Here is a 14,370-nt window from a genome sequence, read left to right on the forward strand (position 1 = left end):
CAAGACTTGATACTGCTTTCATTAGTTTATTTTAAAGTAGTTTGTTGCTTCCGTAACTTTGTCTGTATTAATAATATCTGCACCTAAGTCATGTAGTAATTTCCAGCAAGGCTGATTATCGGGTGCGCCCCAAAAACGAAAGGGTTTACCTAATTTATGTGCGTTGTTAACCAGTTCTGTCAATTTAGCTTTATCAGCTTCCGAAATTTCACCAATACCTTTCCATTTAGAGTAAGTGGCAAAATTATCGCTGATCATGGTTATTTTCTTCAGGTCCTCTAAGCTGTAGTTTACATTTGGTAAGCCATCAAAAAACAGGTGAGTATATTTATGAAATGTATTTGCAGCAGGTCGGTTGCCGCTAATCACAACAACGGTATTTCTCCCCTGTCTGTCAAAGTATTTCTGGTATTTTTTCAGATTTTTCCGCAACAAGCGATATGTCGAATCCCAGTCACCTTTAACATCGATCATCAATTGGAAAGTATAATATTCCTTTTCGGCCGATAAGGCTTTAATCTGTTCTAAATACAATTGCGCTAATGTATTACCCGCTTTGATTTCTTTTTTACTATGCGCTACCATCAACGAATTGCCAACTACAAAAACATCGGCTTCAATAGAGAAAACGCGATTATTAACCGCATCAATAAATGGTTTGTCGTGGGTATAATCATTATGGGAGTGGATCTTAACCTGCGCTTTGGCGGATAATCCTGATAAAACCAGGGCTAAGAAAACGAAAAGATGCTGTACCATTATTTCATCATTGCAGTTTCGTAAGGCACACGGGTTACAATCGACCTACCCAATGTAATTTCATCGGTATATTCCAGCTCACCGCCAAAAGCAATCCCTCGTGCAATGGTTGTTACCGGAACATTAAACTCCTTTAATCTTTTGTACAGGTAAAACAATGTGGTATCGCCCTCCATATTCGGACTCAATGCTAAAATCACCTCTTTAATCCCCCCTGCTGCCATTCTGACTACTAATCCATCAATAAACAGATCGGAAGGGCCTACGCCATCCATCGGAGAAATTAAACCTCCCAAAACGTGGTAAACCCCAAAATATTGACCGGTATTTTCGATTGCCATAACATCGCGGGTATCTTCAACCACGCAGATGGTTTCTTTATCGCGTTTTGGCGAAGTACAGATTTCACATACCACGTAATCGGAAATGTTATGGCAGGTGCTGCAATGTTTAATCTGCTCCTTAAGTTTTATAAAAGTATTGCCAAACTGGTTTACCTCCTCCTGCTCTTTGTTTAAAAGATGTAATACCAAACGTAAAGCTGTTTTTTGCCCTACACCAGGAAGTTTCGAGAATTCGTTTACCGCATCTTCGAGCAGCTTGGATGAAAAATTCATATTACAAAAATAGGTAAAATGGTTTGTTAGTTCAATAGTTCATTAGCCATTCGTTCACTTGTTGATAGTTTAGTGGTTAATAGTTGATGGGTTAATAGTCCATAGCCATAGTAACTGCAAATTGCCAATTGAAAACTAAATGTGGTTCAATAGTTAATAGTTCATTGGTAAAGTAAACTTGGATATTGACAGGTCGAGTTTTTTTCATCCCCCTGCCCCCTTTAAAAGGGGGACTTGATTTCCCTTCTGAATTCTGACTTCGACTCCCGCCCCTGACTTCCGGCTTCGGACCTCTGGCTTCCGACTCCGCCCCCCTGACTTCGGACTCCCGACTTCGGACTTCAGACTCAAGAATATTGCTTGATTTGATACTTTTCTTTACATTTATCAGCTTAACACAAAACTATGTCTCCAACCATTCTCTTATGTTTTCTGATCGGCTATTTTTTACTGCTGATTATTATTTCATTCGTAACCTCAAAAAAATCATCTGATAATTCTACTTTCTTTATCGCCAACCGGAATTCTAAATGGTATTTAGTTGCCTTTGGGATGATAGGTACCGCACTTTCGGGTGTTACCTTTATATCAGTGCCCGGAGAAGTTGGCGCCCCCAGCGGGAACCAGTTCCAGTATTTCCAGTTCGTTCTGGGCAATGCAGTTGGTTTTATCATCATCGCCACAGTTCTGCTTCCACTTTATTACCGGATGAATTTAACATCCATTTATAGCTACATCGAAAAGAGGTTGGGGCATTATAGTTACAAAACGGCGGCATCGATATTTTTATTGAGCCGCACTTTGGGATCAGCAACAAGATTATACCTCGTAGTGATTGTTTTACAGCGTTTTATATTCGACAATTATGGTGTTCCGTTCTGGTTAACGGTTTTAATTTCGTTGGCACTGATCTGGTCGTACACCTTTAAAGGTGGCTTAAAAACCATTATCATTACCGATACACTGCAGACTTTTTTCTTGGTGCTTTCGGTTTTTCTGACGATTTATTTTATTTGCAACAGTCTCGATTTCAATATCCCACAGGCATTCGAGACCATAAAAACCAGCAGTTACTCGAAAATATTCTTTTTAAACGATTTCCTGACCAATAAATTCTACTTCAGCAAACAGTTTATCGGCGGTATTTTCGTTACCATCGCCATGACGGGTCTAGATCAGGATCTGATGCAGAAAAATCTGAGCATGGGCACCATCAAGGAGGCACAAAAAAACATGTTTACTTTTACAGGAGTATTCGTAATCCTGAATGTTTTCTTTTTGAGCGTGGGCGCCTTGTTGTACATTTTCGCCGCAAAAAACGGCATCGATATTCCATTAGATCATATTACCGGGAAACCAAGAACAGATTTATTGTTCCCTGAAATTGCTTTAAATAACCTGGGTGCCATACCAGCAATTATATTTATGTTGGGCTTAACCGCAGCAACCTTTGCCACTACCGACTCGGCACTTACCGCTTTAACCACATCCTTTTGTGTTGACTTTTTAGGCATGGCCAAGGCGGAAAATGTAAATGCCAAAGACGCCGTAAAAAAGCGCCATACCGTACACGTGGCATTTTCTATTCTGATGTTTTTGGTGATCATCGTCATCAATGCAGTGAACAGCTCATCGGTGGTCAGTTTAATTTTTACCATTGCCTCTTATACCTACGGACCGCTTTTAGGACTCTATAGTTTTGGATTATTTGTAAAAAAACGTGGTCTTCACGATAAATTAGTGCCAATAGTTTGCTTATTATCACCTTTTTTATGTTACTTGCTTTCCACGTATTCTACCACTTTATTGGGCGGTTACGTTTTTAGTGTTGAACTGATTTTGATTAACGGTTTAATCACATTTATAGGCTTGTTGTTCATCAGTAAAAAAACTGATGCGCAAACCAGATTTTAATATTAGAATAACAGTATATGACGAGTGAAGAAAAAATTAGAAGCGCTTTTGAAAACAAAGACTGGCAAGAAATTAAAGTAACAGACTCTTGGCAAATTTTTAAAATCATGGCCGAATTTGTAGACGGTTTTGAAAAACTAGCTAAAATTGGCCCATGTGTTACCATTTATGGTTCGGCACGTACCGCTCAAACACATAGATATTATCAATTGGCAGAGCAGTGCGGTAAATTATTAACCGATCGTGGTTATGGTGTAATCACTGGCGGTGGCCCTGGTATTATGGAGGCCGGCAATAAAGGCGCCCACACCAACGGGGGTAAGTCGGTAGGTTTAAACATCGAGTTGCCATTTGAGCAGTTCCACAATAAATATATCGATCATAATAAATTACTGGAGTTTGATTATTTCTTTGTACGCAAAGTAATGTTCATGAAATATAGCCAGGGTTTTGTGGTTTTACCTGGTGGTTTTGGCACCATGGATGAACTTTTTGAAGCTTTAACCTTAATCCAGACCGGAAAAATTGCACGTTTCCCAATCGTATTGGTGGGGGTTGATTATTGGGGTGGATTAATTGATTGGATTAAAGGAACGATGTTGCAGAAGGAACATAATATCCATGAGGAAGATTTAAACCTTTTCAGGTTGGTAGATACCGCAGAAGAAGCTGCAGAGCACATTTTCCGTTTCTACGATAAATACGTACTTAAACCGAATTTCTAGGAAGGTTCAATGGTTCATTGGCCATTGGTTCATTGGTCAGTTCAAGATGGTTAACTGGTTAATTGTTTAAATCGGTTAACTGAAAATTGGAAATTGGAAACTGCTAACTAAAAAAAGTGCTTACAAACAATAAGCACTTTTTTTATGTCTTCATTTATTGTAACAACTGGAGAAAACTGCTATCTAAAATAAAATGTAATTGAAATGGCGAAATTTATCAATTGGAAAAGTAATTGGTTGAGCGGGGATTTTCAACTCTTTGTAGATGGTATTCAGAAAGGAATGATCGCTTTTGGAACCTGGAGAAGTGATGCAGAGGGCGTGTTTGATGACAAAAATTACTTCTTCTCGAATGTGGGATTTTGGCAATCGAGAACTAATGTAATCGACCGAAAAACACATGAACTTGTTGCGGTGATTACTTACGACAGCTGGAAATCAAAAGCCGTAATCAGCTTAAAATCCGGCGAACGGTACGAATGGACATCAACCGGAATATGGAAATCGCAGTTTACGGTAAGCAATTATAACAACGAGCACATCACCTATAACGCAAGCAGCTATAGCGGTGCAATATCATCAGATACAGACAATGAATTATTGATTATTGCAGGTTTGTTTATTAAGCATATTTACAACAAACGGGTAGTTACACTTATTGCCTGCTTCATGCCAATTATAGTGATATCAACAATGCGCCATTAGTAGTGAATTAAATCATTTGTGAGATGGAACAGGTATTAAATTGGAGAAAAGGTTTATTTGATAGCAATTATCAGGTATTTAACAACGGACTGTTAAAATTTTCGCTGAATTTTAATTCGTGGAAAAATTCGGCAATAGCCACTACCCAGGCAGGTATTTACCTGTTAAAAAGTGAAGGATTTTCTAAACCTGAAACTAAATTACTGAACAATCAGAATGAGGTTTTAGCTATAATTACTTATGACTGGCTTCGTTTTAAAGCAAAAATTATATTTGCCTCTGGCGATACTTTTGACTGGAGCTTTCAAAACAGCTGGTTAAGTAGGTGGTCGTTAAACGACCATCAGGATAAACAGATCTTGTTCAATGCTTCAAGCGGAAATGGCATGTTACATAGCAACGTAGACGACGATAAATTGATTTTATGCGGGCTTTTTATCAGGGAATACTATTCGAGACTTCTTGTTGGCTTTATCATTGTAGTATTCTTTCTTTTTAGTTTCAAGAATATTTTTTAGGCTAATACTGCCATTTCAAACTTTTCATAGTAAAGCATTTCTTTTGAAGCGCTAACACCTGTAATCAGTGGGAAGGTTCCGGTCCTGCTGTACATTCCAATCCTTTTGGGAAATATTACATATAAACAACTGCCAATACCCAAAAGGGATTTCCATTTCCATCAGGGCTATTGTGTACAGGCGGTTATCAGATATATCCACAAAACAATCTGGTCTTAGCGCCTTGCTAAAACGCTAGAAATATTAATCTCGTCTTTATATAACCATTTCATCTCGTAGCGGGGCGACGACTAGAGTCAGAAAATCCGTCATTGCGAGGAACGAAGCAATCTTAATGCGCTCGCTAGTAGCGATCGTTGTAAGATTGCTTCGTCGGCTGAAAAAGCCTTCTCGCAATGACGACTCCACGCAGCCTACAGTTCATAAAAAATGTTCTGTTATTCATATGGATTTTTATGAAGCAACTTATCCCTCAGGATGACGTATCTAGAGCCAGGCTTTAATTTATCCTAAAATCTCTTTTATCTTTTCAGTTGGTCTGGCAATAACAGCTTTATCTCCTGAGATGATAATCGGTCTTTCAATTAAAATAGGATGTGCAACCATGGCATCAATCCATTCTTCATCAGTCAAGATTTTTCCTTTATAATTTTCAGTAAAAACCTTTTCACCTTTACGGATCAATTCCAATGGTTTAATACCCAGTTTTCGAATAATTTCTTCGAGTTCACTTTTATTGGGCGGGGTTTCCAAATAATAAACCACCTCGAAATCCTTTCCGCTTTTTTCGAGTTCGTCTAAAGCACAACGGCTTTTAGTACATCTGTTATTGTGATAAATTGTAATCATTTAGAAATGTTTAAAGCCCGCTCACGCCACCGCTAACCACCAGTTTCATGGCATCAGCTGCTGTCATATGCAAATCAGTCACTTTATCTCTTCTTACAATACAAAGCTGACCTGCAAAAGAATAAGAAAGTGGAAAATATACGGCTACTTCTTCGGGCAGATTGAGTTTATGCAGATCGTTCTGCGTTAAAAATCCAATCTTTTTTAGGCCTCCCTCCACTTCTACCAGCACCGGGTGGTTAAATTTCTTCTCATCACCTACAAAAGCTTCTGTTAAATCTTTTATAGAAGAATAGATAAAATTAAGTAAGGGTAACCGCTGCATAATCCGCTGGAACCAATTGTACATGGGCTCTGTTACCAAATTGGTTACAAAGATACCAGCTAGTAAAATAAGGGCTAAAACGGTCAGCAAACCTAAACCAGGGATATTCCGGCTTTCGCCAGTACTTGGATTTACGCCTAAAATATTGTTTACATTCAACCAGCTATCTACAGTTGTAACCGCCCAAACCACAATAAAAATACTTACGGCAATGGGCACAACAATTAATAAACCTTTAATCAAATAGTTTAAAATAGCTTTCCCGACTTTATTCATGGTGCAAAAATAACATTTTTTTAGGTCATTCGTGTGGCACGCTCAATAGTTCATTTGCATGGACAGCTCAATGGTTCATTAGCCATTGGTTCATTCGTCCGGGGTGCCTATAATACACATCCGCTATACCAATGAACTAGTGAACTAATAGGCAATATGCTACACTAATGACTAATGAACAACTGAACCAATTAACTAAAAACTATTCATAAAAATAAACCCTTTTAACCCTTTGCGAGATATTTGTCAGAATTTCATATGGAATGGTGCCGATATCTTTGGCCAGCTGCATAATGGTGTGCTCCTTATTAAAAACAATAGCCTCATCGCCTGGCTTCACATCGATACCTGTGATATCCAACATGGTCATATCCATACAGATTGAACCAATTGTTGCCACTAAGTGGCCATTAATAAGCATTTTACCCACTCCATTGCCAAAATACCTCGTGTAGCCGTCAGCATAACCAATTTTTACAGTCGCTATTTTTCCACCATTTGGCATTACTCCTCTTCTACTATAACCTACAGTTTCACCTGGGGCTAGAGTCTTCACCTGGGTAACCGTAGTTTTAAGCACCATTACGGTTTGCAAACCCCGGTTATTGGCCAAAGCCGAATCAAAACCATACAAACCTATACCTAAACGAACCATATCCATTTGCCCTTCGGGCCAACGCGAAATGCCCGAAGTATTGGATATATGAAGCAATGGCTTGTAGCCTAAAACTTCTACCAACTGGTTGGCGATAATTTTAAACCTTGCGATCTGCTGTTGCGTAAATCCATCATGCTCTGCTGCATCGCTTGCCACTAAATGAGAAAAAATACTTCGAACCTTTACCCGCGCCGAATCTTTAAGCAGATTAGACAATGTATCGATTTCTGGCTGATCAAAGCCCAAACGGTGCATGCCACTATCTATTTTAATGTGAATGGGGTAATCAAAATCATAATCAGACAGTGCATTTAAAAAACTGTTCAGAATTTCTACACTGTAAATTTCGGGCTCAAGCTTGTGTTTAATGATGGCCTCGAAAGCAGACTCTTCAGGACTCATCACCATAATCGGCAAAGTGATTCCAGCTTTCCGCAAGGCAATACCTTCATCAGCATAAGCTACCGCCAGATAATCTACCTTATGGAACTGCAATAAATTGGCAATCTCAAAACTTCCGCTTCCATACGAAAAGGCCTTAACCATGGCCATTATTTTAACACCTGGTTTGATTTTAGAACGGTAAAATTGCAGGTTACCAACCATGGCATTCAGATCAATCTCTAAAACCGTATCATGTATTTTTTGTGTGAGCAGTTTACTGATCCTGCCAAATTCAAACCGTCTGGCCCCTTTTACCAATATGGTTTCGTGGTTAAACTGTAAACCGGGGAAAGCATCGATAAAAGCATTGGTATTGTCAAAAAACTGTGTTTCAAAGTTAAAAAGATCAGCATACTTGGAAATATGAGTCCCAATACCAATCAGGCGGTTTACTTTCTTCTGTAAAAGCAATTCGGCTATCTCCGTATATAAATCTAAATCATCTCTGCCGGTTTCAAATAATTCGGAAAGAATAACGGTTTTCTTTGCATGCTGATTCTGTTGATTTAAAAAATCCAGGGCAATGGCCAACGAAGAAATATCGGCACTGTAAGAATCGTCGATAATGGAACATTGGTTAATCCCATTTTTCAGCTCTAAACGCATGCTCACATGGCTCAATTTTTCCAAACGTAAATCGGCCTGCTCTGGCGTGTAGCCTAAAGCCAGTAAGGTTGCCCAGCAGATCATTCCATTTTCTATCGAGGCTTTATCTTTAAAAGGCAAAATGCATTCAATTTCCCTATTTTGATAAATGGCCCTCAGGTAGCAATTGCCTTCGATGGGTTCAACTGCAATAACCTGAAGATCTGCTGTTTGTTTACTGCTCCAGCTAAACTGTTTTTTACCAGGTAGCGCTTTCACGCTTATTTCACTTACGTATTCGGGCGAATAAATAAACAGTTCTGATGCTGCAAAAAGTTTCAGTTTCTCCGTTAGTTTTTCCTTTTTAGAACCAAATCCTTCGGCATGTGCTTCACCTATATTGGTTAGGATTCCGATTTCGGGACGGATAATTTCTGCCAAGTATTGCATCTCGTTAACTGCAGAAATACCAGCTTCAAAAATGCCTAAGGTATGATCGGCCTCAATCTGCCATACTGAAAGCGGCACCCCAATCTGCGAATTATAACTTTTCGGACTTTTAACGATATTAAAATCGGCGGCCAGAAGCTGATACAACCATTCTTTAACAATTGTTTTCCCATTACTCCCCGTAATACCGATGGTTTTTAAATCAAACTGATTCCGATGCTCGATAGCAAGCTTTTGAAGCGACGCCAAAGCATCATCTACCAATAAAAAATTGCAGTCGGGGTACTCGTTAATGTATTTCGCTTCGGTAATTACAAAATTCCTGATTTCCTTTGCATAAGCATCTCTAATAAATTCATGTCCATCGCGGTGTGAAGACAGGGCAAAAAATACAGAATTTTCCGGAACCAAAACCGAACGGCTATCGATCACCAGGTATTGAATAATTACCTGTTCATCAACTAATTTGGCATCGGCATTTAAAATTTCGGCTATTTCGGCAATGGTGTATATTGGATTTTGCATGCTATTATATTCAGAAAAATACGGTAATCGCTATTATTTTTACGAATTTCAGTAAATAATTATGAAAAGCGGTAAACAAGAAGCAGTATTATTAGATAAAAAACAAGCGTTGGTAAAAGCCGAGCATTTTTGTGCTTACCAGGAGCGCTCGCAAAAGGAAGTACGGTATAAACTGGTAGAATGGGGCATGCGTGGCGATGAGCTGGAAGAAATTATAAGCGAGTTGATTTTAAATAATTTTTTAAATGAAGAAAGGTTTGCAAAAAGTTATGCATCGGGTAAATTCAACATTAAACACTGGGGCCGCGTTAAAATTAAACAGGGTTTAAAATTGAAAGGTGTACCGGATAAAATTCTGCAAAAGGCAATTTATAGCATCGATGACGATGATTATTTACAAACGATAGAAAAATTGGCCATCAAAAAAGTGGAGAGTTTGAACGAAAATGATCCGTTTAAAAGAAAAAATAAGCTAATGAGCTACCTTCTGGCAAAAGGTTTTGAAACTGATTTAATTTTACTTGTACTGAAAGCCAGCAATTTAAATTAAATATTAAATTTTTAACAAGAAATCTCTTGACAGAAATATAAATCTGCCTATATTTGCATCACCAAAACGAAACAACAACATCAGTTTTGTTCATGCGAAAGTAGCTCAGTTGGTAGAGCACGACCTTGCCAAGGTCGGGGTCGCGAGTTCGAATCTCGTCTTTCGCTCCAAAATGCCTTCCTACCAGAAGGCATTTATTTTAAAGTTAACCAAGCCGATGGAGATCGGTAGCGGATAATGCTCGGGTGGTGGAACTGGTAGACACGCAGGACTTAAAATCCTGTGCTTTCAAAGGCGTGCGGGTTCGATTCCCGCCCCGAGTACTCAAAAAATCGAACGAAAACCTTTCAGAAATGGAAGGTTTTGTTGTTTATAGTCATTTTTCTTTTAAGTTAATTGTCGATGGTGGAACTGGTGGACACGTCCCGACCTAAAGTCGGGATGCTTTCAAAGGCGTACGGGTTCGATTCCCACCCCGAGTACACACAAAAAAAATCGAACAAAAACCTTTCAGAAATGAAAGGTTTTTGTTTATAGTCATTTTTCTTTTAAGCTAATTGTCGATGGTGGAACTGGTGGACACGTCCCGACCTAAAGTCGGGATGCTTTCAAAGGCGTAAGGGTTCGATTCCCGCTCCGGGTACAAATGGGAACCTTAAACATTTTTGAAGAAGGTTGCTCTTTTTGAAGCAACCCTTTCTTTTTTAATTTCAATACGTTATGGCTAATAACGAAGTGTGTGCTGAATTGCTTCTGGAGATGAACGCACTACAACCACAGCCTCGGCCAGGCCTGGAGCGCTTGCCTTCAACTTTATCGTTCCGGTGTTTTTGGTACTTTTGACGACCACCAGCGCCCGCCCTTTCCATGCCTTGCGTGAGTTGGAAACATAGAGGTCTTCATCTTTCAGGTTCGCATTGTCTACTCCAATAATCTTCCCTGGACCCTCAATATCAAAATTTACCCTGTTTTCAGAATTTGGCTGCAACACACCGTTTTTATCGGTCAGTTCAACAGTTACAAATACCAGGTCTTGTCCATTTGCGCTGATTTCACTGCGATCTGCCTTGAGCTTTATCCTGGCTGTATTTGCTGAGGTTCTGAGTATGGCTTTTTCCACTTCTTTACTATCCTGAACACCAACAGCAAGCAATTCTCCAGCAGCATAGGGAACGGCAAAAACAGCCTTAAACTCTTGGGCTATGCCGGTTTCCTTTTCTCCTATCAGTTTTTTATTAAGGTATAAACGAATCCTGGGATATTTGGAATAAACCTCTACCTGAAGCTGTTTACCCTCATATCCCGGCCATGTCCAGCTTTCCCAGGTTGGCCATACCGACCACAATGTTTCTTTGATTTCTAACGGTTCCGGGGCCGGCTCACGGACGGCCAAATAGAGTTTTTCGTTATCGTTATACAGCATGCTCCGGTAATGGGAAATGGGTTTCCGCCATCCGGTCAGGTCAATATCGCCGCAGTAAGCGCCATGCCATGGAAAAAAAGTATTCTCCCAATGCTCACCAGGTGTCTCACCCGAATAATAATAACGGCCTATGCCCGATTCGCCAAGGTAGTCGAGCGCAGTCCAAACAAAGTCTCCGATGATATAACTATTGTTATTTACAAGTTTCCAATTGGCAAAAGCATCTCTGGGATAAGATTCTGTTTGAACAATGATCCTGGAAGGTACTCTTTTATGATCTGCTATAGCCCTGTGCAACTGATAATTATAGCCAGCAACATCATGCTGCACCATTAATGGATCAAATATTTCCCAGTCCTTATCCCAGGTAGTCATTGCTGAGGTTACAGGACGGGTAGAATCAATTTCATGAACAGCGTTTACCAACATTTTTGCGGTTTGTACCGCCTGTGGTTCCTTCCTTTCTATGATCTCATTCCCTATACTCCACATGATTATCGAGGGATGATTCCTGTCTCTTAGTACCATTGCATCTATGTCTTTTTTCCACCACTCATCAAAATACATGGCATAGTCATATTTATTCTTGGCGGTCTTCCAACCATCAAATGCTTCATCGATAACCAGCATCCCTAAGCGGTCGCATGCGTCCAAAAAGGCTTCAGAAGGGGGATTATGAGCAGTTCTTATGGCATTAAATCCTGCTGCTTTCAACAGTTCAACCCGCCTTTGCTCGGCCCGATCAAAGGCAGCGGCGCCTAAACAGCCGTTATCATGATGCACACAGCCGCCATTGAGTTTTAGTGTCTGTCCATTTAGCTGAAAACCATTCTCTGTCGTAAATCTTAATGAACGGATTCCAAAATCTGTCCGGTTGCCATCAATCACCTTTTTATTGGAGATAATATTAATTTGAGCCCGGTATAGGTTAGGTTTTTTTGGCGACCATAAAAGTGGCTTTTCTACCTGTATATCTTGTATTACCTCCTTTTCACTATGCGCTTCTAACCTGACCTGGGTTTGTATTGTACCTGACTTTTTCAGCCCTGGGTCAAGGAGATTGGTCTGAACCGTAACCATTTTAGCTAGCGCGGTTTCGTTCTTAACTCTTGTTTTAATCTTTACAGTGGCTTTTTTTTCAGCAACTTCAGGCGTAGAAATTGCTATCCCCCAATTGGGTATATGAACCTGTCCCGTTACCACCAGCCACACATGACGGTAGATGCCGGAGCCGCTATACCAGCGGCTGTTTTTCTGTTTTGAATTATCTACCCTAACCGCAATCACATTTTGTTTTCCAAAATTAAGGTATGGACTAAGATCATAAGTAAATGCCGAATACCCGTAAGGATAAGTGCCTAATGATTTTCCATTGATAAAAACTTCCGAATTCATGTAAACTCCTTCAAAGTTTATGGAAATAAGCCTTCCCTTCCAATCAGACGGCACCATAAATTTCTTTCTATACCAGCCTGTTCCCGATGGAAAAAAACCTCCGTCTCCACCAGTCGGATTTTTCGGACTGATCTTCCCTTCAATGCTCCAATCGTGCGGCAGATCGAGGGCTCTCCAATGCTGATCATCAAATTCAAAACTGCTTCCTCCCTTAACATCTCCCAGGTTAAATTTCCAATCATGATCAAAGAGCTGTTTACGCTGTAACTCCTCTTGCGCAATTAAAGCCAAAGGGCCAACTGCTATGAGTAATATTAAAAGGATCAAAGATTTGAAAAAAGACATGGCCTATATATTTGGTGTTATTAAATATAAAAAACAAACGTTAAAATAACGATTATTATTCACCCACAGTATGACTACATCAGTGATGTAGGAAAAGAAAAATGTGACCCGTTCGATCTAGGTCATCATCAGCACATCTTTTTTGCAACAGCAAAACTTATTTGCGATAAACAGATTTGATCTGTCTTATTGTTTTTTGGCGAGTTGATTCTGAACTTCCTTCAGTACGTCACCATGAAAATATCCCGACCATTTGGATACAATTTTTCCTTTGGGATCAATAAGTACAAATGTTGGATAACCCGTAATACCATACTTGATGATCGTTTCCCCATAAAATCCTTTCCCATCCCAAAGACTTAGCCATTGCGGTTGGTCTCTATTTACACCCTTTAACCAGGTTTCTTTACCAGCGTCCACTGAAAATGAAATTATGTCCAGCTCCTGACGGTATGCCTGTGAGATTTTTTTTAATTCGGGAACCGATTCTATACAAGGGCCGCAGTATGTGACAGAAAAATCCAGCAGTACATATTTGCCTTTTATTTCCGATAAAGTATGGCGCTTTCCATCCCTATCAAAACCGTTGAAATCAGCATAAACATCCCCTACTTCAAGCGCATCACCCACGGTTAAAAAAGTTTTAATGCGCTTTGCATAAGAGGTGTTTTTGAACGTTGAATTCAGTGCGTTATAAAATTTACTGATGGTGTCTTTTGGAAAATCTCTTTTAAGGTAGAACAAGGCATCGAGTGCTTCATAACTATTCAGGTTCTGTTTCACAAAATCCTTTCTAATGAGCATATCCAAACTGTCCAGCCTAGCAATAACCTTCCATATTGCCTTACCTTTTGATTTCGCGCTATCCCCAGTCAAGGCCTGGTATTCTTCTACCAATTTGCTCCGCTTCTTATAACCTTCTTTGGTCAGGTAGATCATTTTGTTGTGCATGTCCTGAGTCTTAGAACCCGTTATTTTCAGATCAAAAGGAAAATCCTTGATATCCCCTCTTACATTGATCTTTTCATTTCCCATCAACAATGTGAAGTAATAAAACTTTTGCCCGGCATTTGTGGTAACCCATAAAGATTGGGGTTCTGCCTTGAGTTTTCCTTTAAAACTTAAAAAATTGTTTTTGATTATTGCGCTATCAATATTAGTATCGAAGGTGACATCGTTTAAATAAAATTTCGTACCATCCTCAAAACCAGTAATTTGAGCATTGATCGCATATTGTTGCGCAAGGGATTTAGTATTAATGAATATCCCGAGAAGCAAGAGCAGAAAAGCGTTTTTCATATATCCCC

The 14,370-nt window shown here is 39.5% G+C and carries 12 protein-coding genes and 2 tRNA genes; 7 read left to right on the forward strand and 7 right to left on the reverse strand.

The genetic code is table 11. The annotated features are described in order from the left end of the window. Positions 1–21: 21 nt before the first annotated feature. The gene (locus LQ201_RS01070) at positions 22–759 is read right to left on the reverse strand and encodes a hypothetical protein (RefSeq protein ID WP_230144091.1); all 738 of its coding nucleotides are present in this window, start codon (positions 757–759) and stop codon (positions 22–24) included. Then, the gene (recR, locus tag LQ201_RS01075) at positions 759–1,376 is read right to left on the reverse strand and encodes a recombination mediator RecR (protein ID WP_230144090.1); all 618 of its coding nucleotides are present in this window, start codon (positions 1,374–1,376) and stop codon (positions 759–761) included. The genes LQ201_RS01070 and recR overlap by 1 nt, the downstream gene beginning before the upstream one ends. 405 nt (positions 1,377–1,781) lie before the next feature. Here recR and LQ201_RS01080 point away from each other — a divergent pair, with 405 nt between their 5' ends. The 4 genes from LQ201_RS01080 (at position 1,782) to LQ201_RS01095 (ending at position 5,238) form a co-directional block, all read left to right on the forward strand. Next, positions 1,782–3,290 carry a sodium:solute symporter gene (locus LQ201_RS01080; RefSeq protein WP_230144089.1) on the forward strand — a complete coding sequence of 503 codons (1,509 nt, stop codon included), beginning with the start codon at positions 1,782–1,784 and terminating at the stop codon, positions 3,288–3,290. A gap of 17 nt (positions 3,291–3,307) precedes the next feature. Further along, entirely contained in the window at positions 3,308–4,015 is a 708-nt protein-coding gene (locus tag LQ201_RS01085) for a TIGR00730 family Rossman fold protein (RefSeq protein WP_029278019.1), read from the forward strand. A gap of 204 nt (positions 4,016–4,219) precedes the next feature. Further along, complete coding sequence (locus LQ201_RS01090; protein WP_230144088.1) at positions 4,220–4,720, forward strand: hypothetical protein; 501 nt, start codon at positions 4,220–4,222, stop codon at positions 4,718–4,720. Positions 4,721–4,743: 23 nt separating this feature from the next. Continuing rightward, positions 4,744–5,238 carry a hypothetical protein gene (locus tag LQ201_RS01095; RefSeq protein ID WP_230144087.1) on the forward strand — a complete coding sequence of 165 codons (495 nt, stop codon included), beginning with the start codon at positions 4,744–4,746 and terminating at the stop codon, positions 5,236–5,238. 504 nt (positions 5,239–5,742) lie between these two features. On the opposite strand, the gene arsC is transcribed toward LQ201_RS01095, so the two are convergent. The 3 genes from arsC to LQ201_RS01110 all read right to left on the reverse strand — a co-directional run bounded on the left by arsC (position 5,743) and on the right by LQ201_RS01110 (position 9,350). Next, positions 5,743–6,087: an arsenate reductase (glutaredoxin) gene (gene arsC / locus LQ201_RS01100; protein ID WP_230144086.1), complete on the reverse strand. Its 345-nt coding sequence runs from the start codon at positions 6,085–6,087 to the stop codon at positions 5,743–5,745. 10 nt (positions 6,088–6,097) lie between these two features. Then, positions 6,098–6,688: a DUF502 domain-containing protein gene (locus LQ201_RS01105; protein WP_057935154.1), complete on the reverse strand. Its 591-nt coding sequence runs from the start codon at positions 6,686–6,688 to the stop codon at positions 6,098–6,100. A gap of 202 nt (positions 6,689–6,890) precedes the next feature. Beyond that, positions 6,891–9,350, reverse strand: coding sequence for a bifunctional UDP-N-acetylmuramoyl-tripeptide:D-alanyl-D-alanine ligase/alanine racemase (locus tag LQ201_RS01110; RefSeq protein WP_230144085.1), 2,460 nt, complete (start codon positions 9,348–9,350; stop codon positions 6,891–6,893). Between the two features lie 61 nt (positions 9,351–9,411). On the opposite strand from LQ201_RS01110, the gene LQ201_RS01115 reads away from it, so the two are divergent. From LQ201_RS01115 to LQ201_RS01125, 3 genes are all read left to right on the forward strand, one after another. After that, on the forward strand, positions 9,412–9,900 hold the full coding sequence (locus LQ201_RS01115) for a regulatory protein RecX (RefSeq protein ID WP_230144084.1): 489 nt from the start codon (positions 9,412–9,414) through the stop codon (positions 9,898–9,900). A 94-nt stretch (positions 9,901–9,994) separates the two neighbouring features. After that, positions 9,995–10,070: transfer RNA gene (locus tag LQ201_RS01120), tRNA-Gly, on the forward strand. A 69-nt stretch (positions 10,071–10,139) separates the two neighbouring features. After that, a tRNA-Leu gene (locus LQ201_RS01125) sits at positions 10,140–10,223 on the forward strand. Positions 10,224–10,624: 401 nt separating this feature from the next. Here LQ201_RS01125 and LQ201_RS01130 read toward each other — a convergent pair. Together LQ201_RS01130 and LQ201_RS01135 are read right to left on the reverse strand one after the other, a co-directional pair. After that, complete coding sequence (locus LQ201_RS01130; protein ID WP_230144083.1) at positions 10,625–13,063, reverse strand: sugar-binding domain-containing protein; 2,439 nt, start codon at positions 13,061–13,063, stop codon at positions 10,625–10,627. Between the two features lie 186 nt (positions 13,064–13,249). Then, positions 13,250–14,362: a TlpA disulfide reductase family protein gene (locus LQ201_RS01135; protein ID WP_230144082.1), complete on the reverse strand. Its 1,113-nt coding sequence runs from the start codon at positions 14,360–14,362 to the stop codon at positions 13,250–13,252. Positions 14,363–14,370 lie beyond the last annotated feature (8 nt).

This window comes from Pedobacter sp. Bi126 (assembly GCF_918698245.1).
Lineage (GTDB): Bacteria > Bacteroidota > Bacteroidia > Sphingobacteriales > Sphingobacteriaceae > Pedobacter.